This window comes from Streptomyces sp. NPDC055632 (assembly GCF_053618675.1).
The window spans coordinates 312,270-335,963 of record NZ_JBSHHY010000001.1; the positions used below are offsets into that span (position 1 = coordinate 312,270).

The window sequence follows — 23,694 nt, forward strand, 5'->3', positions numbered from 1 at the left end:
GCTCGAAACGGTGGCCCGTGCCGGGCTCGGTGATCAGTACGTCCGGTGGCCGGCCGGTGGACCCGGAGGGGTCCCGGGTCCACCGGCTCCCGTGCAGCTTCGATAAGGCCGTCAGCTCTTGGCCACCAGCTCCTTGAGCGCGGTGTTGAGCCGCAGGACGTTGACCCGGGGCTCGCCCACGAAGCCGAGGACGCGACCGTCGGTGTGGTCGGCGACCAGCTTGTCGACCTGGGCGACGGTGAGGTGGTTCTTCTCCGCGACCCGGTGGACCTGGAGCTTCGCGTACTCCGGGGAGATGTGCGGGTCCAGGCCGGAGCCGGAGGACGTCACGGCGTCGGCGGGGACGTCCGACGGCTTCACCGTGTAACCCTTCACCGAGTTGTCCTTGACCACGGCCGCCTTGGCGTCCTTGACCCAGGTGATCAGGTCCTCGTTGTCGCCGGAGCGGTTGGTGGCTCCGGAGAGGATGATCTTGTACTGGGTGTTGACGCTGTTGGCGCCCAGGCCGTTGGAGGGGCGGGGCTGGAACCACTTCAGGTCCGGGGCCGGCGTCTCCTCACCCTCCTTCACCGGCAGATTGTAGGTCTGGCCGATGAGTGCGGAGCCGACGACCTTGCCGCTCGCGTCCTCGATCTCGGAGCCGTTCGCCTTGCCGGGGAAGGCCACCTGCGCGATCCCGGTGACGGTCAGCGGGTAGAGCACGCCGCACACGACGGTGAGGACGAGGAGGGCACGCAGGCCCGCCCAGAGCACGCGGCCGGTGTTCGCTGCTGAGTTGTTCATCGTGGATCAGCCGATTCCGGGGACGAGGGAGAGGAGCAGGTCGATGATCTTGATGCCGAGGAAGGGGGCGATCAGGCCGCCGAGTCCGTATACGCCGAGGTTGCGGCGCAGCATCTTGTCGGCGCTGGTCGGCCTGTACTGGACGCCCTTCAGGGCGAGCGGCACGAGCGCGATGATGATCAGCGCGTTGAAGATGACGGCGGAGAGGATCGCGGACTCGGGCGAGGCCAGGCCCATGATGTTGAGCCTGTCCAGCGACGGGTAGGCGACCGCGAACATCGCGGGGATGATCGCGAAGTACTTCGCCACGTCGTTGGCGATCGAGAAGGTCGTCAGCGCGCCGCGGGTGATGAGGAGCTGTTTGCCGATCTCGACGATCTCGATGAGCTTGGTCGGGTTGGAGTCGAGGTCGACCATGTTGCCGGCCTCCTTCGCGGCCGACGTGCCGGTGTTCATCGCCACGCCGACGTCGGCCTGCGCGAGCGCGGGGGCGTCGTTGGTGCCGTCGCCGGTCATCGCGACCAGCTTCCCGCCCGCCTGTTCGCGCTTGATGAGGGCCATCTTGTCCTCGGGGGTGGCCTCGGCGAGGAAGTCGTCGACGCCGGCCTCCTCGGCGATGGCCTTCGCGGTCAGCGGGTTGTCTCCGGTGATCATGATGGTCTTGATGCCCATGCGGCGCAGTTCGTCGAACCGCTCCCGCATGCCGTCCTTGACGACGTCCTTCAGGTGGATGACGCCCAGGACGCGCGCGCCCTTGCCGTCCTCCAGAGCCACCAGCAGCGGCGTGCCACCAGCCTGGGAAATCCGGTCGGTGAGCGCCTGCGCGTCCTCGGAGACAATGCCGCCCCGCTCCTTCACCCACGCCACGACCGAACCGGTCGCGCCCTTGCGCACCTTCTTTCCCTCGAAGTCGACACCCGACATGCGGGTCTGGGCGGTGAACTCGATCCACTCGGCACCGGCCAGTTCGCCCTGGTGACGCTCGCGCAGGCCGTACTTCTCCTTGGCCAGGACCACGATCGAGCGGCCCTCCGGCGTCTCGTCGGCGAGGGAGGACAGCTGGGCGGCGTCGGCCAGTTCGGCCTCCGTGGTGCCCCTGACCGGGACGAACTCGGAAGCCTGCCGGTTGCCGAGGGTGATCGTGCCGGTCTTGTCGAGCAGCAGGGTGGAGACGTCGCCGGCGGCCTCGACCGCACGCCCGGACATGGCCAGGACGTTGCGCTGGACGAGCCGGTCCATGCCGGCGATGCCGATGGCGGAGAGCAGCGCGCCGATGGTGGTCGGGATCAGGCAGACCAGCAGGGCGGTGAGGACGATCAGCGAGGTCTGCTCGTCGGCGCCCGCGTAGATCGCGAACGGCTTCAGCGTGACGACCGCGAGCAGGAAGACGATGGTGAGGGACGCGAGGAGAATGTTGAGGGCGATCTCGTTGGGGGTCTTCTGACGTGCCGCGCCCTCGACCAGGTTGATCATGCGGTCGATGAAGGTCTCGCCGGGCTTCGTCGTGATCTTGATGACGATCCGGTCGGAGAGCACCTTGGTGCCACCGGTGACCGCGCACCGGTCGCCGCCGGACTCGCGGATCACGGGGGCGGACTCGCCGGTGATGGCGGACTCGTCCACGGACGCGACGCCCTCGACGACGTCACCGTCGCCGGGAATGATGTCGCCGGCCTCGCAGACCACCAGGTCGCCGACGCGCAGGTCGGTGCCGGGGACGCGCTCCTCGTTCTTGCCGATGAGTCGGCGGGCGACGGTGCCGGTCTTGGCCTTGCGGAGGGTGTCGGCCTGGGCCTTGCCGCGGCCTTCGGCGACCGCCTCTGCCAGGTTGGCGAAGATCGTGGTCAGCCAAAGCCAGGCGGTGATCGCCCAGCCGAACCAGTCCGTGGGGTCCATGACCGCCAGGACGGTCGTGACCACCGAGCCGACGAGCACCACGAACATGACCGGCGACTTGATCATCACGCGCGGGTCGAGCTTCCTGACCGCGTCCGGGAAGGACTTGACCAGTTGCTGAGGGTCGAAGAGACCCCCACCGACCCGCCCCGGGGCGTGGTGTCCCCCGGACAGGTCGCCGTGGGGCGCCTTGGTCGTAGTGACGGTGGACATGTCGTCCTCGTGCTTCTTTACGTCGTTGGTCATGCCGCGAGCCCTTCGGCGAGCGGTCCCAGCGCGAGCGCCGGGAAGTAGGTGAGACCGGTGATGATCATGATGGTGCCGACCAGCAGGCCGGTGAACAGCGGCTTCTCCGTACGGAGGGTGCCCGCCGTCTCCGGGACCGGCTTCTGCTCGGCCAGCGAACCGGCCAGGGCCAGGACGAACACCATCGGCAGGAACCGGCCCAGCAGCATCGCGATGCCGATCGTGGTGTTGAACCACTGCGTGTCGGCATTGAGGCCCGCGAACGCGGAGCCGTTGTTGTTGGCGCCCGAGGTGTAGGCGTAGAGGATCTCGGAGAAACCGTGCGCGCCGGAGTTGGTCATCGAGTTCGCCGGGGTGTCCAGGACGAACGAGGCGGCCGTGAAGCACAGCACCAGCGCCGGGGTGACCAGGATGTAGCAGGCGGCGAACTTGATCTCGCGGGTGCCGATCTTCTTCCCCAGGTACTCCGGGGTCCGGCCGACCATCAGGCCGGCGAGGAACACCGCGATGACCGCCATGATCAGCATGCCGTACAGGCCCGAGCCGACACCGCCGGGCGCGATCTCGCCGAGCTGCATGCCCAGCATGGTGATGCCACCGCCGAAACCGGTGTAGGAGGAGTGGAAGGAGTTCACCGCTCCCGTCGAGGTCAGCGTGGTGGCCACCGCGAACAGCGACGAGCCGGCGATCCCGAACCGGGTCTCCTTGCCCTCCATCGCACCGCCGGCCAGCTCGAACGCCGCTCCCCTGCCCGCGAACTCGGTCCACATCATCAGCGCCGTGAACCCGAGCCAGATCGCGGCCATCGTGCCCAGGATCGCGTACCCCTGCTTCAGCGAGCCGACCATCCGGCCGAACGTCCGCGTCAGCGCGAACGGGATGACCAGGATCAGGTAGATCTCGAAGAGGTTCGACAGACCGTTGGGGTTCTCGAAGGGGTGAGCGGAGTTGGCGTTGAAGTAGCCGCCGCCGTTGGTGCCCAGCTCCTTGATGACCTCCTGGGAGGCGACCGCGCCGCCGTTCCACTGCTGCGTGCCGCCGGTGAACTGCCCGACCTCGTGGATGCCGGAGAAGTTCTGGATCGCTCCGCACGCCACCAGGACGAGCGCGCCGACCACGGAGATCGGCAGCAGGATCCGGACGACGCCGCGGACCAGGTCGGCCCAGAAGTTGCCCAGCTCACCCGTGCGCGACCGCGCGAAACCGCGCACGAGGGCGACCGCCACGGCCATGCCGACCGCCGCCGAGACGAAGTTCTGCACCGCGAGGCCGCCGGTCTGCACGACGTGGCCCATGGCCTGCTCGCCGTAGTACGACTGCCAGTTGGTGTTGGCCACGAAGGACGCGGCCGTGTTGAACGCCTGGTCCGGGTCGATCGAGGCGAAGCCCAGCGAACCGGGCAGCGACCCCTGCACCCGCTGCAGCAGATACAGGAACAGCACGCTCACCGCGGAGAACGCCAGGACGCCACGCAGATAGGCCGGCCAGCGCATCTCGACGGTCGGGTTCGCGCCGATCGCCTTGTAGATCAACTTCTCGGGCTTGTAGTGCTTCTCCGAGGAATACACCTTGGCCATGTGGTCACCGAGCGGCCGGTACGACAGGCCGAGCGCGACGATCAGCGCCAGAAGCTGGAGGACTCCAGCAAGAACAGGACTCATCTCTTGACTCAGAACCTCTCCGGCTTGACGAGGGCGAGGACGAGATAGCCCAGGAGGGCGGCGGCCACGATCAGACCGACAACGTTCTCGACAGTCACAGCTTCGCCACCCCCTTGGCGATGAACGCCACCAGCGCGAAGACCGCGACCGTGGTGACGACGAAGGCCAGGTCGGCCATCGTGAACTCCCGATGAAGAAGAAAAGCGGATTCTCGGACGAGATGAGGAAACGCCCTTTTCAGCCGCCCACCGCCTTCGTTGACGACGCCCTTACGCCTTCGGCCCCCGTCTTGACGCGTCTCCTACGCGCAGCCGCTCCCGCAGGGGCCGGAACCCGGCCGTGACCCCTCCCTGAAAACGGCCGGACAAGAGCTCCACCTCACCACTAGTTCACGTACACCTGAATTCAGAACACCGTGTACCGTGGCCGAATGTTGAGCCTCACCTCCGACATCGACGTACTGACCCGTTTCGGCCGAGCCCTCGCCGACCCGATCCGCTGCCGCGTCCTCCTCGCGCTGCGCGAGGCCCCGGCCTACCCGGCCGACCTCGCGGAAGCCCTGGAGGTCTCGCGGACCCGGCTCTCCAACCACTTGGCGTGTCTGCGGGACTGCGGGCTCGTGGTGGCCTCCCCGGACGGCCGCCGGACCCGGTACGAACTCGCCGACGAACGCCTCGGCCACGCCCTGGACCACCTGCTCGCCGCCGTCGTCGCGGTCGAGTCGGACAAGACGTGCCCGGACGCCGACGAGAAGGGGTGCTGCTGATGGCCACCGGCATACCGCTCGGGCCGTCGCCGGCCCGCCGCGACACGCTCGCCCGGCGGATACGCCTGCTCGTCGCCGCAACCATCGCCTACAACGTCGTCGAGGCGGTCATCGCGCTCACCGCGGGCACGATCGCCTCCTCCACCGCTCTCGTCGGCTTCGGCCTCGACTCCGTCGTGGAAGTCTCCTCCGCCACGGCGGTCGCCTGGCAGTTCTCCGCCCGTGACCACGCCGTCCGCGAATCCCGCGAACGGCGCACCCTGCGGATCATCGCCCTCTCGTTCTTCGCGCTCGCCGCCTACGTCGCCTTCGACGCCGTCCGCGCGCTGACCGGCTCCGCCGGGGCGGACCGCTCGCTCACCGGCATCGCCCTGGCCGCCCTGTCCCTGGCGGTCATGCCGTTCCTCTCCGCCGCTCAACGCAGTGCGGGCAGCGAGCTCGGCTCCGCCTCCGCGGTCGCCGACTCCAAGCAGACCCTGCTCTGCACGTACCTCTCCGCCGTCCTTCTGGCCGGCCTGCTCCTCAACGCCATCGTGGGCTGGTCGTGGGCCGATCCCGTCGCCGCCATCGTCATCGCCGCCGTCGCCGTCAAGGAGGGTCGCGACGCCTGGCGGGGCAAGGGCTGCTGCGGGCCCGGCACGCTTCGGCCCGCGGTGTCGGCGGACACCTCCGCAACCAACACGCGCGGCTGCCACCCGGGATGTTCCTGCTGCTCCTGAGCGTGTGGAACCGGCCGCGGCCATGCCTTCGCCGGCACCCGTGCCCCGTCCGTGTCCATAGGACGGCCCTCGCTCCGGCACGCCCGGATCCCGCGCCAGGCCGGGCACCCGGTCCGTACGGCCTCAGGGTTCGGCGCGTACGGGAGTGGCAGGAGCGGGGCCTTCCGCGCGGCGCAGGGAGACCGCCATGGTCAGTCCGCCCCCGGGGGTGTCCTCTGGGGTGAGCGTGCCGCCCATCGCCTCGGTCAGCCCGCGGGCCAATGCCAGGCCGAGTCCGACGCCGGTGGTGTTGTCGGTGTCGCCGAGCCGCTGGAACGGCTCGAAGACGCGGTCGCGGTCGGCCTCCGGCAGGCCGGGTCCGCGGTCGACGACGCGTAGTTCGGCCCGGCCGGACAGGGCGCTGACACTGACGAGGACCGGCTGTCCGGGCGGGGAGTGGCGGACCGCGTTGGCAACGAGATGGGTGACGACCCTTTCCAGCAGGGGCGGGTCGGCGAGCACGAGCGGTGCATCCTCCGTTTCCCGCGCGATCACCCGGCTCCCCGCGTCCGGGAGCCCACCCAGGGCGGCGGGAAGGACCTCGTCCCAGGCGGTGGGACGGAGAGTGAAGGTCAGAGCCCCGGCGTGGAGGCGGCTCATGTCGAGCAGGTCCTCAACGAGCCGGCTGAGCCGGGCCATGGACTGGTCGGCGGCGGCGAGCAGTTCGTCGCGTTCCGCGGCGGTGAAGTCCACATCGGGGCTGCGCAGCGAGGCGACGGCGGCCCAGCCGGCCGCGAGGGGAGTCCGCAGGTCGTGACTGACGGCGGAGAGGAGGGCGGTCCGCGTCCGCTCGGCGGCCTTCACGGGTTCCGCCTCGGCCGCCGACTCGACGAGACGGGCGCGCTCGACCGCCGCGGTGATGTGAGCGGCGAAGGCGGCGAGGACCCGGTGTTCGGCGGCGGGCAGCACGCACCCCCGCAGGACGAGAAAGGCGTCGTCGCCGACGGCGACCTGGCTGGCGTCGGGGTCGTCCACAGGGCGGTCGACCAGTTCGGCGGAGTCTGCGCCGAAGGTCTCCCGCGTACGGGCGAGGAGCGCCGGAACGGTGTTCTCGCCCCGGGCGACGGACCCGGCGAGCGCAGCGAGGGTCCCCGCCTCGGCGGCGGCGCGGCGCGCCAGCCGCAGTGACCGATCGACGACCACCGTGCCGACTCCCGCAACCAGGACGAACACGCCGAGGACGATCATGTCGTCGGTGTCGTGGAAGGAGAACGTCCCGACGGACGGCAGGAACCGGCGGTCGAGCAGAAGGGACGCCGTGACCACGGCGAGGAACGCGGAGAGGAGGCCTCCGATACGGGCCGCCCCGACCACGGTCACCAGGAGGAGCAGCGCCTCGCCGGTCGGGTTCAGGGTTCCCCGGGCCCGATCGAGCAACAGGGTCAGCAGCACGGGGAGGACGATCCCGGCCGCCGGACCCGCGATACGGCGGGACAGCGGCAGAGCCCGGTGTCCCGCAGGCGCTCCGTGCCCTCGCCCGGCCCGCTCGTGCGTCAGCATGCGCACGTCGATGCCTCCGGAGAACGTGACGGCGGTCGCACCGACGCCGCGTTCGGCGAGGACCCTCAGTCCCCCTGGCCGCCGGAAGGGCGGACCGAGATCCGGGCACCCGTCCGGTGCTCCCGTCCCCGGACGCCCGGCGCCGGTCAGAACTTCTCCGGGTTGATCAGCGCGGCTGCCAGGTAGCCGACGATGCCGAGGGCAACGATGAGACCGACCACGTTCTCGATGGTCACGTACGATCAACTCCTCTTGGAGGAAGGCGGACGCCGGGACGCGGTTGTCCTCCCTGATCGAAACGGGGGCGGAGCAGCCGCTCATCCACTTTGACGCCGCCCTGTCGCGCAAACCGTGCACGCTGATGAAGCCTTGACGGGTCTCGTACGGGCGGATCACACGATCGGACGAGTCCGGCCGGCGAACGCGGATTCCGGAGGCACAGGGCGAGTCTCGTCACGGACACGTCCGGTACGCGCCTGGCCTGCGGCCACCTCCTGTCCCCACAGGCCGGAACCTCCTCGCGTCCGGTGCCCTCGATGGACGGCTGCCCCATCCCCCGCGAGGTGATCACCCTGCACCGCGTTCCGGCCCGGAAGAGCCCCCGACATGGTGCGGCGAAGGCGCATCGATCTCGGCGATGCTCAAGCGGCTTGGTTCACCCGCGCCCGGAGGTGATGCGGTCAGGCACTCGGGGGCAGGGACGCGGGCCTGCGCGACAACCACTGCGAGAACGCCCGCCGCGAGGGTCGCACCACCACCCTGCCATGGGTCTTCCCGCCGACCAGTTCGACCCGCAGCGTGGTCGGTGTGCAGGGCGGTGTCCGCACACGGGGGTGGCTGAGCCTGCAATGGACAAGGGTCAGGCCGTCGACGTCGACCTCGATGCCGGGCCCCGTGACCAGCGTGAGCCTCTTCCCCGTCATGGCCACGTCGATCCGCAGGGTGTCCTGCGTGATCACGGCCTCGGTGAAGTCGAGCGTCACGTCGCACCAGGTCACCGCGAGCTCCAGTCGCCGCGGCAGTACCCAGCGGCCCGTCCGCTCGACCTTGCCGCTGAAGACCTGCTCGATCCGGACGACGTCCTTGATCTCCGTGATCCGCGCCGGGCTGCCGTCGGCGCAGTCGGCAGATCGGCGGTGAGCACGGCCAGTTCGCTCAAGGTCCGCGCGGAGAGGGCGGTTTCCAGGCGCTCGTCCAGCTCGTCCGCGGTCAGCAGGCCGTCTCCCGCCGCGATGCGCAGCACATCGACCGCTCGATCCCGGTCCGCGTGGGAAGCCCGCAGCTCGGGCGGTGATCCGGGCGCGGAGTGCTTCGCGGTGGGTGAGTTCTCTCCCGACACGCTTCCGTCCCGGTCCTGTCGCAGATCTCCGCGCGACGCAGGCGGCGAAGTCATGACCTCGGCCGCCCGTCAGCCTTCACCGGGAAACCTGGCGGTCACCGAACTCGGCTGACAACGCCCACCACTCGCCGTGACGGATCGGCTTTCTCCGAGGTCTTCCTGACGCTCCTTCACCACATCAGTACAGTGCTTCGGCGGAAACCACCCATACGTCGTATGAGCCTCGTCAAAGCCTACGCTTCACCGCCGACCACAGGGTCCCGGGCGGCTAGATTCGTCTTCGGCGGCTCACCGGTCCGAGGACGTCAGTGGCTCGACCATCCCGGGTCGACAGGGGTGCGGGCCGTCTTGCCGTCCGACGCCCGCGCCTCCAGCCCGCGGCCCCGTGGTCCGTCCGCAGCCGTGCCGCGGGTGCCGGACGCACACACTCCTCCGGCACTCGCGTGCCGCGGACCCCGGTCGGCCCGTCCCCCTCTCCGGGGTTTCGGCCGCATGGACGGCCCGGTCTTCCCCAAAGCCTTCCGCAGCACGCTCCACCGTGTTCCCGAGGGGTTCGCGGCAAGCAGTGCGCGGCCCCTCGCCTCCGGAGGTTTCCCGTGATCCCGCACCCCGCCCACCAGCCGCCGGCCCCCGCACGGGCCTTCCGCACCGGAGCGCCCGGCATCGCGGCACTGGCCGAGCACGTCCTCGCCACCCGTCACGGCACCTGGTGGACCGACCGCGCCGCGTACCCCCGTGCCATCGCGGTGACGTGCGGTTCCCACGCCCTCCTGGCGGGCGATCCGACCGCGCTCGCCCCGGCCGACCTCTTCCCCTTGGCCGATCGGCGTGTGGCGGCTCCGGACCGGTTCCTGCCCGTCCTGGGCGCGGCCTTCGACCTGCTGCTTCCCTGGCACCGCATGTTGTACGTCCACCGTGCGGCCGGCGTGTCGACGCGGGTGCCGCGCGGAGTGATCGTCCGACGCCTGCGTGCCCAGGACGGACCGGCACTCGCCGCCGCACCGGGCCTCGGCCGGATCGACTCCACCTGGGACGGTCCCATGGCGCTCGCCCGGTCCGGGCACGGCTGGGCCGCCTTCGGCAGGAACGAGGTGCTGGCGGTGGCCTGTACCCGGTTCGTCGGAAGTCGGTACGAGGAGGTGGTCTGCGCCGCCGGCCCCGGAGAGCGGCGACGGCGCCTGGGCCCGGCCTGCCTCGCCGGGCTGACCGCCGACATCGCCGCCCGGGGGCGCACCGCCACCTGGAGCTGCTCACGCGACGACCGTGCGAGCCGTCTTCTCGCCTGGACCGGTGGTTTCCGGCTGGTCCGCGAGTACGTGGACCACACGACCGGCCCCCTCCACGTCAGCGGCGCGTCAAATCTGTCCACCGCCGCGTAAACAACGCGTAGCTCCACCCGGTTCCTCCGTCCCGAACGCCTAGCGTCAGCGCCATGCAGCCCCCGCTTCCCGCTCCCCGACCCGTACCCGGCCCCGTCGACGACGTACTGCACGATGCCGGCTGGGCGGGCGAAGCGCGTTCCGCCCTCGCGTGCGCGGGGCTGCTGCTCGGGACGTCGCTGGGTGTCGACGCCTGCGTGCACGAACCGACCCTGCTCGGCACAGCGGGGTGGATCGCCCTGGCCGCACTCCTGCTGGTGATCCTGCTGCCCGCACGGGTGGGCGTCGCACCGGGCCTGCTCGTGGTCCGGGGGCTGTGGCTCACCAGGACGGTCCGCATCGACCGGCTCACCTCGGTCTCCTGGCCGGAGGGCACCTCCCGGCGTCTGGTCCTGCGGGACGACGAGGGGTCGCGGGCCGAGGTCGACCTCCGGGTCCTCCTCGCCAACCCGGGGTTGTGGCTGCGGATCGAGGCAGGCGCCCGCGCCTCCCGGCAGCGCGGCTTCCTCACCCGTGGCACCGACGACCTCGCCCGACTCTCCCTGCACGTCCACGCGGAGACCACGCGCTCCGTCTTGAAGGTCTCCGGCCTGGAGTAGCCCTTCCGGAGCGTCCAGCACAAGCGCGGCGAGGACGGCCAGGTCGCTCGCCACGAGCCGGGCCTCCTCCGGCACCGGTAGCGATCCGGGCACGGGTGTCATCACGAAGTACCCGTGGCACCGTCCACGCGTGACGACCCGCAGCTCGATCTCACCGTCCGGCCGTCCTTGCCTGTCCAGGTCCCGGATCCAGCCTTCCACGGCCAGCGTTCCGTCCGGCCGGAGCCGTGACAGCCGATGGCGCCACGCATTCGGACGAACGCGAAGGCCTCGGTCCAAAGCCCTCCGGTGGCACCTGCCGACGAGGAACACCTCCCGAGCCCGACGAGTACGTCTTGACGCTTTCCTGACGCGCCCGCCCGGAAAGCCCGGGCAGACGCTGCTTACGCTGACTCGGCCGTCCGCACGATGGCCGGAAATATCCCCTCACCAGCAGTTTCAGGAGCACTCCATGGCCACCACGAAGGACAGGCACGTCGAAGGGTCCGGGCGGCTGCGCGCGTGGATGCTGGAGGGGCTCTCCGACATGGGCAAGGGCAGGCCGTCCCGTCCCAAGGAAGCCGCCCCGGACGCCGGGCACAAGGGCCAGCCCTGGTACCGGGTGATGTGCCTGACCGGCGTCGACTACTTCTCCACCCTCGGCTACCAGCCCGGCATCGCCGCCCTGGCCGCCGGGCTGCTCTCGCCCGTGGCGACGATCGTGCTGGTGGTGGTGACCCTGGCCGGCGCGCTGCCGGTCTACCGGCGGGTGGCCGAGGAGAGTCCGCACGGTGAGGGCTCGATCGCGATGCTGTCGCGGCTGCTGTCGTTCTGGCAGGGCAAGCTGTTCGTGCTCACGCTGCTCGGCTTCGCGGCGACCGACTTCCTCATCACGATCACCCTGTCGGCGGCGGACGCCTCCACCCACCTGGTGGAGAACCCGCACCTGGAGTCCGCCCTCCACGACAAGCAGCTGGTCATCACCCTGATACTGATCGCCCTGCTCGGCGCGGTGTTCCTCAAGGGCTTCCTGGAGGCCATCGGTGTCGCCGTCGCCCTCGTCGGAGCGTATCTCGCGCTCAACGTCGTCGTCGTGGTCACGGGCGTCTGGCACGTCGTGACCGAGGGCCACGTGGTGACGGACTGGTCCACCGCTCTGACCCAGGAGCACGGCAACGTCTTCGTCATGATCGGCGTGGCCCTGATCGTCTTCCCCAAGCTCGCGCTCGGTCTGTCCGGCTTCGAGACGGGCGTGGCGGTCATGCCGCACGTCAAGGGCGATCCGGAAGACACCGAGGCGAATCCCGCCGGCCGGATCCGCGGCACCAAGAAGCTCCTGACGACGGCCGCGCTGATCATGAGCGTCTTCCTGATCTCCACGAGCTTCATCACCACCGTGCTCATCCCCCACGAGGAGTTCGAGTCCGGCGGCGAGGCCAACGGCCGCGCGCTCGCCTATCTCGCGCACGAGTACCTGGGCAACGCCTTCGGCACCGTCTACGACGTGTCGACCATCCTCATCCTGTGGTTCGCCGGTGCCTCGGCCATGGCCGGCCTGCTCAACCTGATGCCGCGCTACCTGCCCAAGTACGGCATGGCCCCGCACTGGGCACGCGCCGTGCGTCCCATGGTGATCGTCTTCACCCTCGTCGCCTTCCTGGTCACCTGGATCTTCGACGCCGACGTCGACGCGCAGGGCGGTGCGTACGCCACCGGTGTCCTGGTCCTGATCTGCTCGGCCGCCATCGCCGTGACGATCGCGGCCCGCAAGGCCCGTCAGCGCGGCTGGACGATCGCCTTCGCCGTCATCTCGGTCGTCTTCCTCTACACCACGGTCGTCAACGTCATCGAGCGACCGGACGGCGTGAAGATCGGTGCCTGCTTCATCGTCGGCATCATCCTGATCTCCCTCCTGTCCCGGCTCGGCCGCGCCTTCGAGCTGCGCGTCACCCACGTCGAGCTCGACGAGATGGCGCGGCGCTTCGTCCAGGACACCGCCCGCCGCACCCCGCGCTTCGTCGCCAACGAACCCGACGCCCGTGACCTCGCCGAGTACCGCGCCAAGACCGAACAGGTCCGCGCCGACAACGACCTCCCCGACACCGAAGACCTCGTCTTCGTCGAGGTCACCGTCACCGACCCCTCCGAGTTCGAGGCCGGGCTCACCGTCCGCGGTGAGGTGCTGCACGGCCGCTACCGCGTCCTGACGGTCGAGGCCTCCTCCGTACCCAATGCCATCGCCGCCCTCCTCCTGCACACCCGTGACACCACGGGCACCTGCCCCCACGTCTACTTCGAGTGGACCGAGGGCAACCCGTTCAAGAACTTCCTGCGCTTCTTCCTCCTCGGCCAGGGCGAGGTGGCCCCGGTCACCCGCGAGATCCTGCGCGAGGCGGAGCCCGACCGGGACCGCCGCCCCCGCGTCCACGTCGGCTAGCGCGGCCCGAGCCGGAACCTCAGCCGGCAGACCACGGCGTCGGTGTCCCTGCGCACGGCGTGGGCGACGACCGCGCCGCGCTGGTTCTGCAGCAGGCGCTGCCACAGGTGCTCCGGCTCCACCTCGGGTACGAGAACGGTGACCCGAGCGCCCGGCTCGACCGTACGCAGCTCACGTACGTACGCGGAGACGGGGCGACCGAGCGCGCGCTTCTCGGACGAGAGCCGAATCAGCGGTACACCGGGGTTCCACAGCGCCCAGTCCCGTTCCAGGGCCTCCGTGGCGGCCAGGTCCTCGGCGTCCGGATGGCAGACGGTGACGGCCCGCACCTCGTCGCCGAGGGAGACGGCGGCGGTCAGGGCCTCACTGGTGAGCCGGGTCAGGGAGGAGACGGGAACGAGGACGAGGGAGCGCTCGCGGTGCGGCGGCTCGGGGATCCGGCCGACGCCGAGGCGCTCGCCGATCGTGCCGTACGCCCGGTGCACGGCCTCGAAGAGGAGGACGAGCAGGGGGAGGGCGATGACGATCAGCCAGGCGCCGTCATGGAACTTGACGGCCGTGACCACGATCGCGGAGACGCCGGTCAGGACGGCGCCGAGGCCGTTGAGGAAGGCCTTCGCGACCCACCGGGTTCCGCGTTCCCGTCGCCAGTGCAGGACCATGCCGGTCTGGGCGATCGTGAAGCCGACGAACACGCCGATCGCGAAGAGCGGCACGAGGGTGTTGGTGTCGCCGCCGGAGAAGACCAGGAGGCCGGCGGCGACGGCGGCGAGCCAGAGGACGCCGTGCCGGTGCACCTGGCGGTCGGCCTTGAGGCCGAAGACGTGCGGCAGGTAGTTGTCGCGGGCCAGGATCTTGAGCAGGACGGGCAGACCGCCGAAGGAGGTGTTGGCGGAGAGCGCGAGCAGCACCATGGTGGCGAACTGGACCACGTAGAAGGCCTCGTTGTGGCCGAGGGAGGCGTCGGCGAGCTGGGCGAGGACGGTGACGCCTTCCACCGGCTGGAGTCCGAAGCGGGAGATCAGTACGGACAGGCCGATCAGCATCACGCCGAGCAGCGCGCCGAGCGCGGCCTCCGCGCGCATCGCCCGGCGGGCCGCCGGGGCGCGGAACGACGGTACGGCGTTCGCGATCGCCTCGACCCCGGTGAGGGCCGAGCAGCCCGAGGCGAACGCCTTCAGCAGGAGCAGGGCGCCCACGGTGGTGGCGTTGTCGGCGAGGACGGGGGCGTGACCGGTGGAGGCGGCCGTGGAGACGGGGGCGTCGCGGAACAGGCCGACGACGATCAGGAGCAGGATCGCGCCGATGAAGACGGCCGTCGGGGCGATGAAGGCGCGGGCCGAGTCGACGATGCCCCGCATGTTCACCGCCGTGATGAGCCCGAGGACGCCGAGGCAGAGCACCAGCCGGTCGTCGTACAGCCCGGGGAAGGCGGAGGTGAGGGCGGCGACGCCTGCGGTGACGGCGACGGCCACGTTCAGGACGTAGTCGAGGACCAGCGAGGCGGCCGCGACCAGACTCGTACGACGCCCCAGGTGGGACTTGGCCACGGCGTAGGAGCCGCCGCCGTCGGGGAACGCGGCGATGACCTGGCGGTAGGAGGCGACGAGGACGGCCAGCAGTCCCGCGATGGCCAGGGTGACCGGGAGGGTGAAGCCGAGTCCGTGACCGCCGGCGGCGGCCAGGACGAGGACGATCGCCTCGGGCCCGTACGCCACCGACGCCATCGCGTCCAGCGACAGCGCGGCGAGACCGGTGACGGCCGTCAGCTTGTGCCGGCTCCCGGTGTCGGGTGGTTCGGCACCGGTGCCGCTCTTCTCGGTGGCCGGAGCGGTCGGAACGGCTGGAGCGGTCATGCGAACGGATCCCTTCGGACGTGGCTCCGCTCAGGGTGAGCCCCGGGGAGGAGGGTCCTGTTCACTCCTGCCGCGTTCTTGACGCGGGTCGGCCCGTTCCTCACGCTTCCCTGACGCCGGTCCGGCCTCGGCGTCAGGGAAGCGTGAAGACTTCCGGCGCGAGGGCCTGCCCGGAGGTCCGTCGGCCTACAGTCCTGCCATGAACAGGTACGACGGGAGGACGTCCGCCGACCGCCGGGTGCGCCGCATCTCGATGGCCCTCGCCGCCGCGGTCGTTCCGGTCGGCTCCTTGGGTGTGATCACCGACAGCATGTGGTTGCTCGGTGCAGGCGCGTGGCTCCTCATCGTCGCCTTCCTCATGGAGCTCGTGTACCGCCCCTGACCTGCCCTCGTGCGTCCCGAGTGGCGCGGATCTCCTCGTCGGGGAGGTCCGCGAAGAGGGAGCGGTGCCGTTCCTCGGCCCGTGCGGTCACGCGGGCCGGCGCGTCCTTGCCGGCGGGCGTCGGGGCGGACAAGGGCTCCACCAACCTGTCCGAACAACACACCTAGATGCGTGACTTCCGCAACGAGTGCCAGGCCGCACCCGCCAGCGCACGCGCGGACCGCGGTACCGAGAGGTGTTCGTGCTCCCGGTACAGCGCCCAGTTGAACGGGATCAGCGCCAGCTTGTTCGAGGACAGCGACCCCGCCCGTCCGGCCCGGTAGACCGCCAGCGGTTCCCGTACCGACCGGGCGTCCGCACCGTCACGCATGATCGACAGCCACATCGCGTAGTCCTGCCGCCGGGTCATGTCCGGCATCGGCCTCGTCCCCAGGACGTTGCGGTCGTACATGGCGGTCAGGGCCCCGATGTGGTCGTGGACCAGCATCGCACGGTAGTCCACCCGGGCCGGCGCCCACACCACCCGCCCGTTCGGGACGAAGTCGACGGCTTCCCCGGTGTGGTCGGCATCCATCTTATAGTAGGAGGTGAACGTCAGCGGCGTCCCGGCCGTCGCGGCGAAGGCGAGTTGCTTCTCCAGCTTCGTCGGGAGCCACCAGTCGTCGCTGTCGAGGAAGGCGACGTAATCGCCCCGGGCCCGCGCGATGGCCAGGTTCCGGGCCCGGGCCGCGCCTCCCTGCCGGTCCGCCGCCTCGAGCAGGACCCGCTCGTCCTGCCGGGCCAGCTCGCGCAGCAGGTCCATCGAGTCGTCCGAGGACGCGTCGTCGGTGATCAGCAGTTCGAGATCGGTGTGGGTCTGTGCCAGGACCGATCGAACCGAGGACCCGAGCGTGGCCGCCGAATCGTGTACCGGCATCACCACAGAAACCAGGGGCACAGCCGCTCCTCACCCGGACGGGATTCGTCATGAAGGTCGTCGTCGCCGGTCAAGGCTACGTGGGACTTCCGCACGGCTCCGCGCGGTACTCGACAACTCCCGCCGGTACGACATCACCGCCACTGGCCGTCGGCTTCGCGAACTGACGCTCCGAATGCGCTTACGCGGCAGGGCATCAGCGGTCTCGCCGCGCTGCGCATACGCAAATCCCGTCCATTCGATCCTTGCCTGACCCATCGTCAGGAAAGTCGGCGTGAAGCCGGCACCAGTACCGCGCGGAACCGCCGCTCACCGCCGCGAAACGCCAAGATCGACAACTTGCCTCACCCTCTCCGACCTGCGAAAACATTGTTCAGCGGCTCACCTGCCCATCTCGCCGGGAGGTACCCATGAGGATGCTGATCAACGTCCCCCAGTTTGGCGCGGCCGCAGGTCAGGGCCATGCTGCGGGTCCACTGGTCAGCAAACTCCCGGCATGAGTAAGGAGCGGTGTACATGGCGACCAGACTCATCCGTGGGATGGGCCGCTGTTTCAAGACCTGCAACTGCAAACGGCAGGGCGGATGCGCACACCCCTACGCTATCCGGTTCCGGGACGGAACGGGGAGGCAGCGCGAAGAGTCGGGCTACCCGACGCAGGACGACGCCCCGACCGCCTCACGCAGGTCTACAACGAGAAGCGCAGCACTCCAGTGCAGCAGGCCGAGATGAAGCGCACCCTGGGGAAGCAGCGCTTCGGGGAGTACACAAGCACATGGCTGCCGCGCCAGCGCCATTACGCGCCTGGCACGGTACACACAAGCGCCTGCTCGACAGTCGGATACTCCCAGCCCTCGAATCCCGCCGGATCAACAGCTTCTCGCCGACCGTCGACGACTTCACCATGTCGATGGAGGAGCGCAAGGTCGGCCTGGCAACCCAGCAAAACGCCTTCGACACCCTGAAGAAGATCCTGCTGGATGCCCGCCGCAGGGGCGGTATCACCGATGCCCCCTTCCAAATCCTGTCAACCGGGGCAAGAAGGGCTCGAAGATCCACTTGATCACGGAGCGTACGGGTCCACCCCTCTCGATCGGGATCTCCGGCGCGAAACTCCACGACAGTCAGGCCCCCCGGGCCCCTCGTCCGCGGTATCCCACCGATCCGAGTTGACCACGGCCGCGGGCAGTATCACCAAAGCCACCCGTGCCTACTCCCAGACCGGCGCCCCACGGTCATCCGGACGGCGGTGAATGGCGCCTCGACGGGCCACAAGCTGGACGTACTCCTCTCCGACCACCAGGGCACCGTCAACACGGTCATCGCCCTGGCGGCCGGCCAACAGATCACCCGCCGGACCTTCAAGCCGTACGGCGAACTGCGCGGCGCCAAGCCCTCCGCCTGGCCCAACAACCGCACCTACCTGGGCGTCGGCATCGGAGACGCCTCGGGCCTGACCCACATGGGCGCACGCGAATACGACCAAGCCGCGGGCCGCTTCGTCTCCGCCGACCCGCTCCAGATGAACGGGTACGCGTGCAGCCACAACAGCCCGATCTCCCGCAGTGACCCGACGGCCTGCGCGACCCGGACGAGTACAACTACTGGTCCCGCCAGCGGCAGGACATGTGGGCGGGCACGCCCTTCCCGCCCATCACCTCCTTCATTCCGGACGCCAGCAAGCCGCGGGCCGACATGCCCACTGTGGCCAACAAGGCCCTGCAGGGCGCGCTCCAGCAGGTCTATGCCAAGCCCCAGGCCCAGAAGGTCTACGGCGACGGGAAGATGGCGACCGCCCTGCTCCACGAAATGGACACGGGCACGAACCTCCCGAACAAGGACGAATGGCACATGAAGAAGGGCTGGAAGACCCTGAAGAGCCTCGGGGACATCCTGGAGAAGAACGCCAAGGCCAGGGCCGGGCTGGGCAAGGACAAGGACAAGGACATCCTCTCCGACGCCGACATGAGACTCGCCCGGGCGGAAGCGGCGGAGCTGTGGAACGCCCTCAACGCTCCCGACAAGACCGGCAGGATCAAGACCGTGGTGGACGGCGACCCCCAGATGAAGTCGGCCATGCAGAAGGCCCGGACCGCGGTCCTGAACACGGCGGCGCTCTCGCCGCTCACCGGTCGGACGTTCGAGGTCGTCCCGTTCAAGCCGCCGAAGCCGGTGGACGACGCGAAGAACCTGAGGGGCTTCGGCAAGACGTTCGGCATCGTCGGCGTCGGCGCCGGCGCCCTCTCGTACCCCGTGGATGTCTACAACTACGGTTGGGGGGAGGCATCCAAATCAGCTGTCGACTCGCTCCTGGACCCCTTCGGGATGAGCGAGACGATGTCGGGATACAGCGTTCGTTGCGGACTCTTCGGCGAAGGATGCCCCGCTCCTCCGATGGCTTGACAGGAAGAGGTGATCAGGAATGATCGCGGACCACTTCCTCGGGCACCTGCTCGACAGGGTTCCCGAGACGAGGCCCTTTCTGGAGGAGATGTACGAGGGCGGGCCGATCGAGGCGCTGCCGACCTGGGACACCGACCTGGACCTCTACGGGATCCTGCTCGACGGGCTGGTCAGGCCCGTCCTCCAGCCCGCCCTGGCCTCGTCGGAGCGGGACGAGAACCTGCTGAGGCGGTGCTTCGGCTACGTCGAAGAGGTCTATGAGGCCGACACCGACTTCACCCGGGGCGCGGTGTACTTCCAGGTCCTGGAGAGCCTCCTCGACGCCCGTGAGTACCTGGACAACGCGATCCCGTTCCTGCGGGGACACCTCGGGGAACCTGTCTCCAAGATGCTCAGGAACTATGAGGTCAAGGGCTACGAGGACGGCCTGCCGCCCCTCTGACCAGGAGCGGTGGCGGTACGGAAGGAAAGCGCCGAAGTGGGGGCCCGGGGCCCCCCCGCCCCCGGCGCCAAGGAAAAGGCCGCCGGACGAGGGCCCCCCCCCCCCCCTCCCCGGGGGGGGGGGGGTTCGGCCCTCACCGCCCCGTGGGGGCGCCCGGTTCCCACCGGGCGCCACTTCGGCGTTCCGCGTCGTGCGGGCCGGTCGGACGAGGACTCCCGAGGATGTGCCCTGAACTCCTAACGAAATGATCTTCGAGATGGCTGGATCGCCCGAGGAAGTATTGATCCGGGGGTGTGAGGTGGCTCGGCCGAAGCCGTGGCATGTCGATGACGAGCTGTGGGCGGTGGTCGAGCCGCTACTGCCCAAGGTGGAGCGTCGGGTCCGGCATCCGGGACGGAAGCGACATCCCGACCGGTTGGTGTTCCAAGGCATCCTGTTCGTCCTGCATACCGGGATCGCCTGGGAGCACCTTCCGCAGGAGCTCGGCTTCGGCTCAGGCATGACGTGCTGGCGGCGCCTGGCCGAGTGGGCCGAGGCCGGCGTCTGGCGCCGGCTCCACCCTGTCAGCTCCCCCCTTTCAGGGCCCGCATGTCCACCGAGTCGATCGCGCGGCGGGACCAGTCCGGCTCGCCCCGCCCGCCCGGTTCGTCCAGGACCGGACGGTGCAGCTCGGCCCACACCCGTGCTCTGCTCCACTCGGTGAACCGGCGGTGGGCCGTCGGTCCCGAAGGCCCGAACGAAGGCCCGAACGACGGAGGCAACTGCCGCCATGCACACCCCGACGTGGCCACGAAGATGATCGCAGCCAACACCTCACGGTCTCCCTACCGACGGCGACCGCCGCCCTGCGGCCGAGACGGAGCAGGCGGCACCACCCGCTCGAACAGCTCCCACAACTCATCCGGCACAAGACGCTCAACGATCCCCACGACGCCGGACTATCGGACAGCCCAAATGAGACGACCTCTAAGACCGTGTCCTATGTGGTGAGGCGGGCGAGTCGTTTGTAGCAGCAGAGGGCTGCGGCGAGGCCGAGGAAGGCCAGGTAGTTGTGGGGATGGCGTTCGTAGCGTCGATGGAGTCGGCGGCAGCCGGTGAGCCAGGACATGGTCCGCTCGATGACCCATCTGTGGTGTCCGAGCCGTTCTGATGACTCGATGCCTTGCGGGCGATACGGACTCCGATGCGCTTGCCGCGGAGCCACTTTCGCAGCTCAGGGATGTCGTACGCCTTGTCGGCGTGCAGGCGCCAGGGGTCGTTGACCCGCAGGATGTGCTCGTCCAGTGCCCGGCTCAGCCGGCGCAGGGTGCCGGCGTGCCGGGGATCGCCGGCCAGGTTCCTCACCTGGTCGGGGTCGGCGCGCAGGTCGTACAACTCCTCGTGGGGCTTGGGGCGCCAGAAGCGTTCCTGGGTGGTGTTCAGCCGGCCTGCGAGGTGCTCGCGTTCCCAGGACTGGTAGCCCTTGGCCAGCCAGGCGAACGCCTGGTGCTGTCCCCAGGGCCGGTGCGGCGCGTAGTTGCGCAGGTAGCGGTAGCGGGTGTCGCGCGGTGCGCACCATGTCGTGGCGCTCGTCCATCCGGTCCCGGCCGCCGAAGGCGTAGGGCGCGGGGCGATGCCTGCGGACGCCGAGGAAGGGCCGTCCCTGGACGTGGTCGGGATCTCCACCCCGGCCAGGGCCAGGACGGTGGGCCCGTGGTCCACCGAGGTCACAGCGCCCTCCTCCACCGAGCCGGCCGGCCGGCCGCGGGGCCGGATGGGCCCACTTCCCGGGGAACCGCACGATCAGGGCCGTGCGCATCCCCTCGTCGTAGCAGTGGCGCTTGCTGCGGGGCAGTACGCCGCCGTTGTCCGAGTAGAAGAAGACGACGGTGTCCTCGGCCAGTCCGGCCGTCTCCGGTTCGGCGAGCCGTGCGGCGATCCGGCCGTCCAGGGTCTCCATCGCGTCGTAGTAGTGGGCGAAGTCGGCGCGGATCTCCGGGGTGTCGGGAAGGTGGGCAGGCAGCCGGACCTCGGACGGCCGGGTGCGGCCGTCCCGCGCCGCGAACAGGCTGGACTCGTGGGTGGTCATGTCGTTGATCACCGCGAAGAACGGCGCCCCGGCCGGACGGTCGCGCCAGTGGGCCGTGGCGCTGGACTCGTCCCAGGTGGCGCCCATGTCGACGACGGTGTTGTAGTCGGTCTTGCTGTTGTTCGTGCAGTGGTAGCCGGCCCGGCGCAGGTACTCGGGGAAGCCGCGCAGGAAGTCCGGCACCTTGCCCAGCGCCCGCATGTGCTCGGCCGGGCCCGCGCTCTGCGGGTGGACGCCGCTGAGCAGCGCGAAGCGCGAGGGGGCGCAGACCGGGGCGCCGGAGTGGGAGTGCTCGTAGCGGATGCCCTCGCGGGCCAGCCGGGCCAGCGTGGGGGTGCGGGCGGTCCGGTCGCCGTAGGAGCCGAGGAACGGGTAGTGGTCCTCGGCCACCAGCCACAGGATGTCGGGCCGGTCCGCGGGCGGGCGCGGGACTCGGGCGGGCGCCGCCTCCCGGACGGGGGCGGCGGTGGCGGTGGCGGTGGCGGCGGGTACGGTCAGGGCGGCCGAGGCAGCGGCGATTCCGGCGAGGGCGGCGAAACCGCGCCGGGACAGCCCCGCGGAGCGGGGTGTACCGGAGGGTTCCCGACCGGGGTGCGGTGAGGACGAGGGCATGACGAAGCTCCAGGGGACGAAACGGGACGGAGCCGGATCGGGGTCCGTCGAGAGGTGAGGGGTCAGTTCGTCCGGGAGCGACACGGAGCGCTCGACTGCCGCACCAGATCGACGTGCGGGCGCGCGACGAGCAGCGGCCGGGCGTACGGGGCGGCGGGGTCATGGTCACCGCCATGAGAACGCGGTACGGAAGCGGTCAACGGCCGTCCGAGAGGTGGACGTCCCCGCCTCTGCCGCCGGGAAAGCACCGGGCGTCACCCGAGTGCCCGGACAGGAAGCGCCCGACCTGCCGGAGACCTAGCCTCGCCCTATGCGCACGACACGCACCGTGGACCTTGCCGACACCCGCCGGGTCATCGATGCGGCCATCGCCGGAGCGACCCGTATTTCCTCTCCCAGCAACATCGCCGTCGCGGACGCGGACGGGAACCTCCTGGCACACGTCCGGATGGACGGGGCGCAGCTCGGCAGCATCGAGCACTCCATCGACAAGGCTCACACCAGCGTCCTGTTCCGTTCGGCCACCGGCGATCCGGCACGGAACTCCGAGCCGGGCGGCCAGTTCTGGGGCATGGCCCTGTCGGGACTGGGCCGTGTACTGGTCTTCGCCGGAGGCGTGCCGCTCACGGTCGACGGCGAGGTGGTGGGCGCCGTCGGAGTCAGCGGCGGCTCGCGCGAGCAGGACACCGCCGTGGCCGAGACGGCGGCCACGGCCCTGTAAGCCCGCCGTTCGCGGGTACGAGCGGGTCGAAGACACCCGGTGTCCGGGGAAGCCGGGCACCAGCACGGGAAAGGCGTGACGACATGGCAGGACCGATCCTCATCACCGGCGCGGGCAGCGGCTTCGGCAAGGAGGTCGCGCTGCGGCTCGCCGGGGCCGGGCACGAGGTGATCGCGGGCGTGGAGATCATCGCCCAGGTCAGCGCGGTCCGCGCCGAGGCCCGGGAGCGGGGCGTCGAGCTGCGGGTCGAGAAGCTGGACGTCACCGACCCCGGCGACCGCGAGAACGCCTGGACCTGGGACGTCGAGGTCCTCCTCAACAACGCCGGCGTCTCCGAGGGCGGCGCCACGGCCGATATCCCCGAGGAACGGCTCCGGCGCCAGTTCGAGGTGAACGTCTTCGGCCCCGTCCTGCTCACCCAGGGCATCGCGAGGAGGATGGCGGCCCGTCGCAGCGGCCGGATCGTCTTCATGTCCTCGGTCGCCGGGCTCACCGTCGACCCGTTCACCGGCGCCTACGCGGGCTCCAAGCACGCCGTCGAGGCGTTCGCCGACGCCCTCGACCAGGAACTCGCCGAGTTCGGGATCACCGTGGCCACGATCAACCCCGGCCCGTTCCTCACCGGCTTCAACGACACGATGTTCGAGACGTGGAAGGAATGGCGCGACGATCCCGCCGACCGCCTCTTCGACTACGCGGAACTGGCCTTCCCCCACGAGCAGTACGACCCCGAACCGGTCTACGAGAAGACCGTCGAGGTTCTCCTCGGCAAGGACCGCCGCTACCGGCACCTGCTCCCCGCCGCCATGGAACCGCAGGCCCGCGAGCAGATCGACGCCCAGTGGGACCGGCGGCTCAACGACGGCCGGCGCCACGAACTCGTACAGAAGGCCCACGACATCACACCGGGCACGTCGGTCGAGTCCTGACGGGCTCCGACCGGTGTGCCGC

Annotated in this window: 22 protein-coding genes and 5 pseudogenes; 14 read left to right on the forward strand and 13 right to left on the reverse strand. The window is 70.0% G+C overall.

What is annotated here, in order from left to right; all coding sequences use genetic code 11:
- Positions 1–111 precede the first annotated feature (111 nt).
- The 4 genes from ACWGSR_RS01390 to kdpF (ACWGSR_RS01405) are packed head-to-tail and all read right to left on the reverse strand — an operon-like array spanning position 112 to position 4,684.
- A complete protein-coding gene (locus tag ACWGSR_RS01390) occupies positions 112–783 on the reverse strand; it encodes a potassium-transporting ATPase subunit C (RefSeq protein ID WP_453562874.1) in 672 nt (223 codons plus the stop codon).
- Between the two features lie 6 nt (positions 784–789).
- Entirely contained in the window at positions 790–2,925 is a 2,136-nt protein-coding gene (gene kdpB, locus ACWGSR_RS01395; RefSeq protein ID WP_453562876.1) for a potassium-transporting ATPase subunit KdpB, read from the reverse strand.
- A complete protein-coding gene (gene kdpA / locus ACWGSR_RS01400; RefSeq protein WP_453562877.1) occupies positions 2,922–4,586 on the reverse strand; it encodes a potassium-transporting ATPase subunit KdpA in 1,665 nt (554 codons plus the stop codon). The genes kdpB and kdpA overlap by 4 nt, the downstream gene beginning before the upstream one ends.
- 8 nt (positions 4,587–4,594) lie before the next feature.
- Positions 4,595–4,684 carry a K(+)-transporting ATPase subunit F gene (kdpF, locus tag ACWGSR_RS01405; RefSeq protein ID WP_331917799.1) on the reverse strand — a complete coding sequence of 30 codons (90 nt, stop codon included), beginning with the start codon at positions 4,682–4,684 and terminating at the stop codon, positions 4,595–4,597.
- 332 nt (positions 4,685–5,016) lie between these two features.
- Here kdpF (ACWGSR_RS01405) and ACWGSR_RS01410 point away from each other — a divergent pair, with 332 nt between their 5' ends.
- Together ACWGSR_RS01410 and ACWGSR_RS01415 are read left to right on the forward strand one after the other, a co-directional pair.
- The gene (locus tag ACWGSR_RS01410; protein ID WP_376241296.1) at positions 5,017–5,352 is read left to right on the forward strand and encodes an ArsR/SmtB family transcription factor; all 336 of its coding nucleotides are present in this window, start codon (positions 5,017–5,019) and stop codon (positions 5,350–5,352) included.
- Positions 5,352–6,071, forward strand: coding sequence for a cation transporter (locus tag ACWGSR_RS01415; protein ID WP_376241294.1), 720 nt, complete (start codon positions 5,352–5,354; stop codon positions 6,069–6,071). The genes ACWGSR_RS01410 and ACWGSR_RS01415 overlap by 1 nt, the downstream gene beginning before the upstream one ends.
- A 123-nt stretch (positions 6,072–6,194) precedes the next feature.
- On the opposite strand, the gene ACWGSR_RS01420 is transcribed toward ACWGSR_RS01415, so the two are convergent.
- The 4 genes from ACWGSR_RS01420 to ACWGSR_RS01435 form a co-directional block, all read right to left on the reverse strand.
- Entirely contained in the window at positions 6,195–7,502 is a 1,308-nt protein-coding gene (locus ACWGSR_RS01420) for a sensor histidine kinase (RefSeq protein ID WP_453562878.1), read from the reverse strand.
- 254 nt (positions 7,503–7,756) lie between these two features.
- Positions 7,757–7,846 (reverse strand): K(+)-transporting ATPase subunit F, encoded by a 90-nt coding sequence (kdpF, locus tag ACWGSR_RS01425; RefSeq protein WP_376241291.1) that lies wholly within the window; start codon positions 7,844–7,846, stop codon positions 7,757–7,759.
- Between the two features lie 444 nt (positions 7,847–8,290).
- A complete protein-coding gene (locus ACWGSR_RS01430) occupies positions 8,291–8,608 on the reverse strand; it encodes a hypothetical protein (RefSeq protein WP_453562881.1) in 318 nt (105 codons plus the stop codon).
- Entirely contained in the window at positions 8,605–9,003 is a 399-nt protein-coding gene (locus ACWGSR_RS01435; RefSeq protein WP_376241287.1) for a DUF1707 SHOCT-like domain-containing protein, read from the reverse strand. The genes ACWGSR_RS01430 and ACWGSR_RS01435 overlap by 4 nt, the downstream gene beginning before the upstream one ends.
- 542 nt (positions 9,004–9,545) lie before the next feature.
- Here ACWGSR_RS01435 and ACWGSR_RS01440 point away from each other — a divergent pair.
- The 3 genes from ACWGSR_RS01440 (at position 9,546) to ACWGSR_RS01450 (ending at position 13,343) form a co-directional block, all read left to right on the forward strand.
- The gene (locus ACWGSR_RS01440) at positions 9,546–10,328 is read left to right on the forward strand and encodes a GNAT family N-acetyltransferase (protein WP_453562883.1); all 783 of its coding nucleotides are present in this window, start codon (positions 9,546–9,548) and stop codon (positions 10,326–10,328) included.
- A 53-nt stretch (positions 10,329–10,381) separates the two neighbouring features.
- A complete protein-coding gene (locus ACWGSR_RS01445) occupies positions 10,382–10,927 on the forward strand; it encodes a hypothetical protein (RefSeq protein ID WP_453562885.1) in 546 nt (181 codons plus the stop codon).
- Positions 10,928–11,378: 451 nt separating this feature from the next.
- The gene (locus ACWGSR_RS01450; RefSeq protein ID WP_453562886.1) at positions 11,379–13,343 is read left to right on the forward strand and encodes an amino acid transporter; all 1,965 of its coding nucleotides are present in this window, start codon (positions 11,379–11,381) and stop codon (positions 13,341–13,343) included.
- On the opposite strand, the gene ACWGSR_RS01455 is transcribed toward ACWGSR_RS01450, so the two are convergent.
- A complete protein-coding gene (locus tag ACWGSR_RS01455) occupies positions 13,340–15,199 on the reverse strand; it encodes an APC family permease (RefSeq protein WP_453562888.1) in 1,860 nt (619 codons plus the stop codon). The genes ACWGSR_RS01450 and ACWGSR_RS01455 overlap by 4 nt on opposite strands.
- Before the next feature lie 199 nt (positions 15,200–15,398).
- Here ACWGSR_RS01455 and ACWGSR_RS01460 point away from each other — a divergent pair, with 199 nt between their 5' ends.
- A complete protein-coding gene (locus ACWGSR_RS01460) occupies positions 15,399–15,581 on the forward strand; it encodes a hypothetical protein (RefSeq protein ID WP_453562889.1) in 183 nt (60 codons plus the stop codon).
- A 163-nt stretch (positions 15,582–15,744) separates the two neighbouring features.
- On the opposite strand, the gene ACWGSR_RS01465 is transcribed toward ACWGSR_RS01460, so the two are convergent.
- Positions 15,745–16,518, reverse strand: coding sequence for a glycosyltransferase family 2 protein (locus ACWGSR_RS01465; protein ID WP_453562890.1), 774 nt, complete (start codon positions 16,516–16,518; stop codon positions 15,745–15,747).
- 754 nt (positions 16,519–17,272) lie between these two features.
- Between ACWGSR_RS01465 and ACWGSR_RS01470 the strand changes: the two genes are divergently transcribed.
- The 6 genes and pseudogenes from ACWGSR_RS01470 to ACWGSR_RS01495 all read left to right on the forward strand — a co-directional run.
- Positions 17,273–17,560 carry a hypothetical protein gene (locus ACWGSR_RS01470; RefSeq protein WP_453562892.1) on the forward strand — a complete coding sequence of 96 codons (288 nt, stop codon included), beginning with the start codon at positions 17,273–17,275 and terminating at the stop codon, positions 17,558–17,560.
- Positions 17,515–17,677, forward strand: a pseudogene (locus ACWGSR_RS01475) (IS5/IS1182 family transposase); the annotation flags it as partial. The gene ACWGSR_RS01470 and the pseudogene ACWGSR_RS01475, both read left to right, overlap by 46 nt.
- A 69-nt stretch (positions 17,678–17,746) precedes the next feature.
- Positions 17,747–18,013 (forward strand): annotated as a pseudogene (locus tag ACWGSR_RS01480) (RHS repeat-associated core domain-containing protein); the annotation flags it as partial.
- 179 nt (positions 18,014–18,192) lie between these two features.
- The gene (locus ACWGSR_RS01485) at positions 18,193–18,900 is read left to right on the forward strand and encodes a hypothetical protein (RefSeq protein ID WP_453562893.1); all 708 of its coding nucleotides are present in this window, start codon (positions 18,193–18,195) and stop codon (positions 18,898–18,900) included.
- A gap of 19 nt (positions 18,901–18,919) precedes the next feature.
- Positions 18,920–19,342: a DUF7674 family protein gene (locus ACWGSR_RS01490; protein WP_453562895.1), complete on the forward strand. Its 423-nt coding sequence runs from the start codon at positions 18,920–18,922 to the stop codon at positions 19,340–19,342.
- A gap of 298 nt (positions 19,343–19,640) precedes the next feature.
- A pseudogene (locus tag ACWGSR_RS01495) lies at positions 19,641–19,901 on the forward strand (transposase); the annotation flags it as partial.
- Between the two features lie 13 nt (positions 19,902–19,914).
- On the opposite strand, the pseudogene ACWGSR_RS01500 reads toward ACWGSR_RS01495, so the two are convergent.
- The 3 genes and pseudogenes from ACWGSR_RS01500 to ACWGSR_RS01510 form a co-directional block, all read right to left on the reverse strand.
- Positions 19,915–20,271 (reverse strand): annotated as a pseudogene (locus tag ACWGSR_RS01500) (transposase); the annotation flags it as partial.
- Positions 20,272–20,321: 50 nt separating this feature from the next.
- Positions 20,322–20,599 (reverse strand): annotated as a pseudogene (locus ACWGSR_RS01505) (transposase); the annotation flags it as partial.
- Positions 20,556–22,022 carry a sulfatase-like hydrolase/transferase gene (locus tag ACWGSR_RS01510; RefSeq protein WP_453562897.1) on the reverse strand — a complete coding sequence of 489 codons (1,467 nt, stop codon included), beginning with the start codon at positions 22,020–22,022 and terminating at the stop codon, positions 20,556–20,558. The gene ACWGSR_RS01510 and the pseudogene ACWGSR_RS01505, both read right to left, overlap by 44 nt.
- 310 nt (positions 22,023–22,332) lie before the next feature.
- Here ACWGSR_RS01510 and ACWGSR_RS01515 point away from each other — a divergent pair, with 310 nt between their 5' ends.
- Both ACWGSR_RS01515 and ACWGSR_RS01520 read left to right on the forward strand, forming a co-directional pair.
- Positions 22,333–22,743 (forward strand): GlcG/HbpS family heme-binding protein, encoded by a 411-nt coding sequence (locus tag ACWGSR_RS01515; protein ID WP_453562899.1) that lies wholly within the window; start codon positions 22,333–22,335, stop codon positions 22,741–22,743.
- 83 nt (positions 22,744–22,826) lie between these two features.
- Positions 22,827–23,672, forward strand: coding sequence for an SDR family oxidoreductase (locus tag ACWGSR_RS01520; RefSeq protein WP_453562901.1), 846 nt, complete (start codon positions 22,827–22,829; stop codon positions 23,670–23,672).
- Positions 23,673–23,694 lie beyond the last annotated feature (22 nt).

Excerpts from the sequence above, each read along its gene's own strand:
- ACWGSR_RS01390 (WP_453562874.1), bottom strand. The coding sequence starts at position 783 with ATGAACAACTCAGCAGCGAACACCGGCCGCGTGCTCTGGGCGGGCCTG.
- kdpB (WP_453562876.1), bottom strand. The coding sequence starts at position 2,925 with ATGACCAACGACGTAAAGAAGCACGAGGACGACATGTCCACCGTCACT.
- kdpA (WP_453562877.1), bottom strand. The coding sequence starts at position 4,586 with ATGAGTCCTGTTCTTGCTGGAGTCCTCCAGCTTCTGGCGCTGATCGTC.
- ACWGSR_RS01410 (WP_376241296.1), top strand. The coding sequence starts at position 5,017 with ATGTTGAGCCTCACCTCCGACATCGACGTACTGACCCGTTTCGGCCGA.
- ACWGSR_RS01415 (WP_376241294.1), top strand. The coding sequence starts at position 5,352 with ATGGCCACCGGCATACCGCTCGGGCCGTCGCCGGCCCGCCGCGACACG.
- ACWGSR_RS01435 (WP_376241287.1), bottom strand. The coding sequence starts at position 9,003 with ATGACTTCGCCGCCTGCGTCGCGCGGAGATCTGCGACAGGACCGGGAC.
- ACWGSR_RS01445 (WP_453562885.1), top strand. The coding sequence starts at position 10,382 with ATGCAGCCCCCGCTTCCCGCTCCCCGACCCGTACCCGGCCCCGTCGAC.
- ACWGSR_RS01450 (WP_453562886.1), top strand. The coding sequence starts at position 11,379 with ATGGCCACCACGAAGGACAGGCACGTCGAAGGGTCCGGGCGGCTGCGC.
- ACWGSR_RS01455 (WP_453562888.1), bottom strand. The coding sequence starts at position 15,199 with ATGACCGCTCCAGCCGTTCCGACCGCTCCGGCCACCGAGAAGAGCGGC.
- ACWGSR_RS01460 (WP_453562889.1), top strand. The coding sequence starts at position 15,399 with ATGAACAGGTACGACGGGAGGACGTCCGCCGACCGCCGGGTGCGCCGC.
- ACWGSR_RS01470 (WP_453562892.1), top strand. The coding sequence starts at position 17,273 with ATGGCTGCCGCGCCAGCGCCATTACGCGCCTGGCACGGTACACACAAG.
- ACWGSR_RS01485 (WP_453562893.1), top strand. The coding sequence starts at position 18,193 with ATGCCCACTGTGGCCAACAAGGCCCTGCAGGGCGCGCTCCAGCAGGTC.
- ACWGSR_RS01490 (WP_453562895.1), top strand. The coding sequence starts at position 18,920 with ATGATCGCGGACCACTTCCTCGGGCACCTGCTCGACAGGGTTCCCGAG.
- ACWGSR_RS01510 (WP_453562897.1), bottom strand. The coding sequence starts at position 22,022 with ATGCCCTCGTCCTCACCGCACCCCGGTCGGGAACCCTCCGGTACACCC.
- ACWGSR_RS01515 (WP_453562899.1), top strand. The coding sequence starts at position 22,333 with ATGCGCACGACACGCACCGTGGACCTTGCCGACACCCGCCGGGTCATC.
- ACWGSR_RS01520 (WP_453562901.1), top strand. The coding sequence starts at position 22,827 with ATGGCAGGACCGATCCTCATCACCGGCGCGGGCAGCGGCTTCGGCAAG.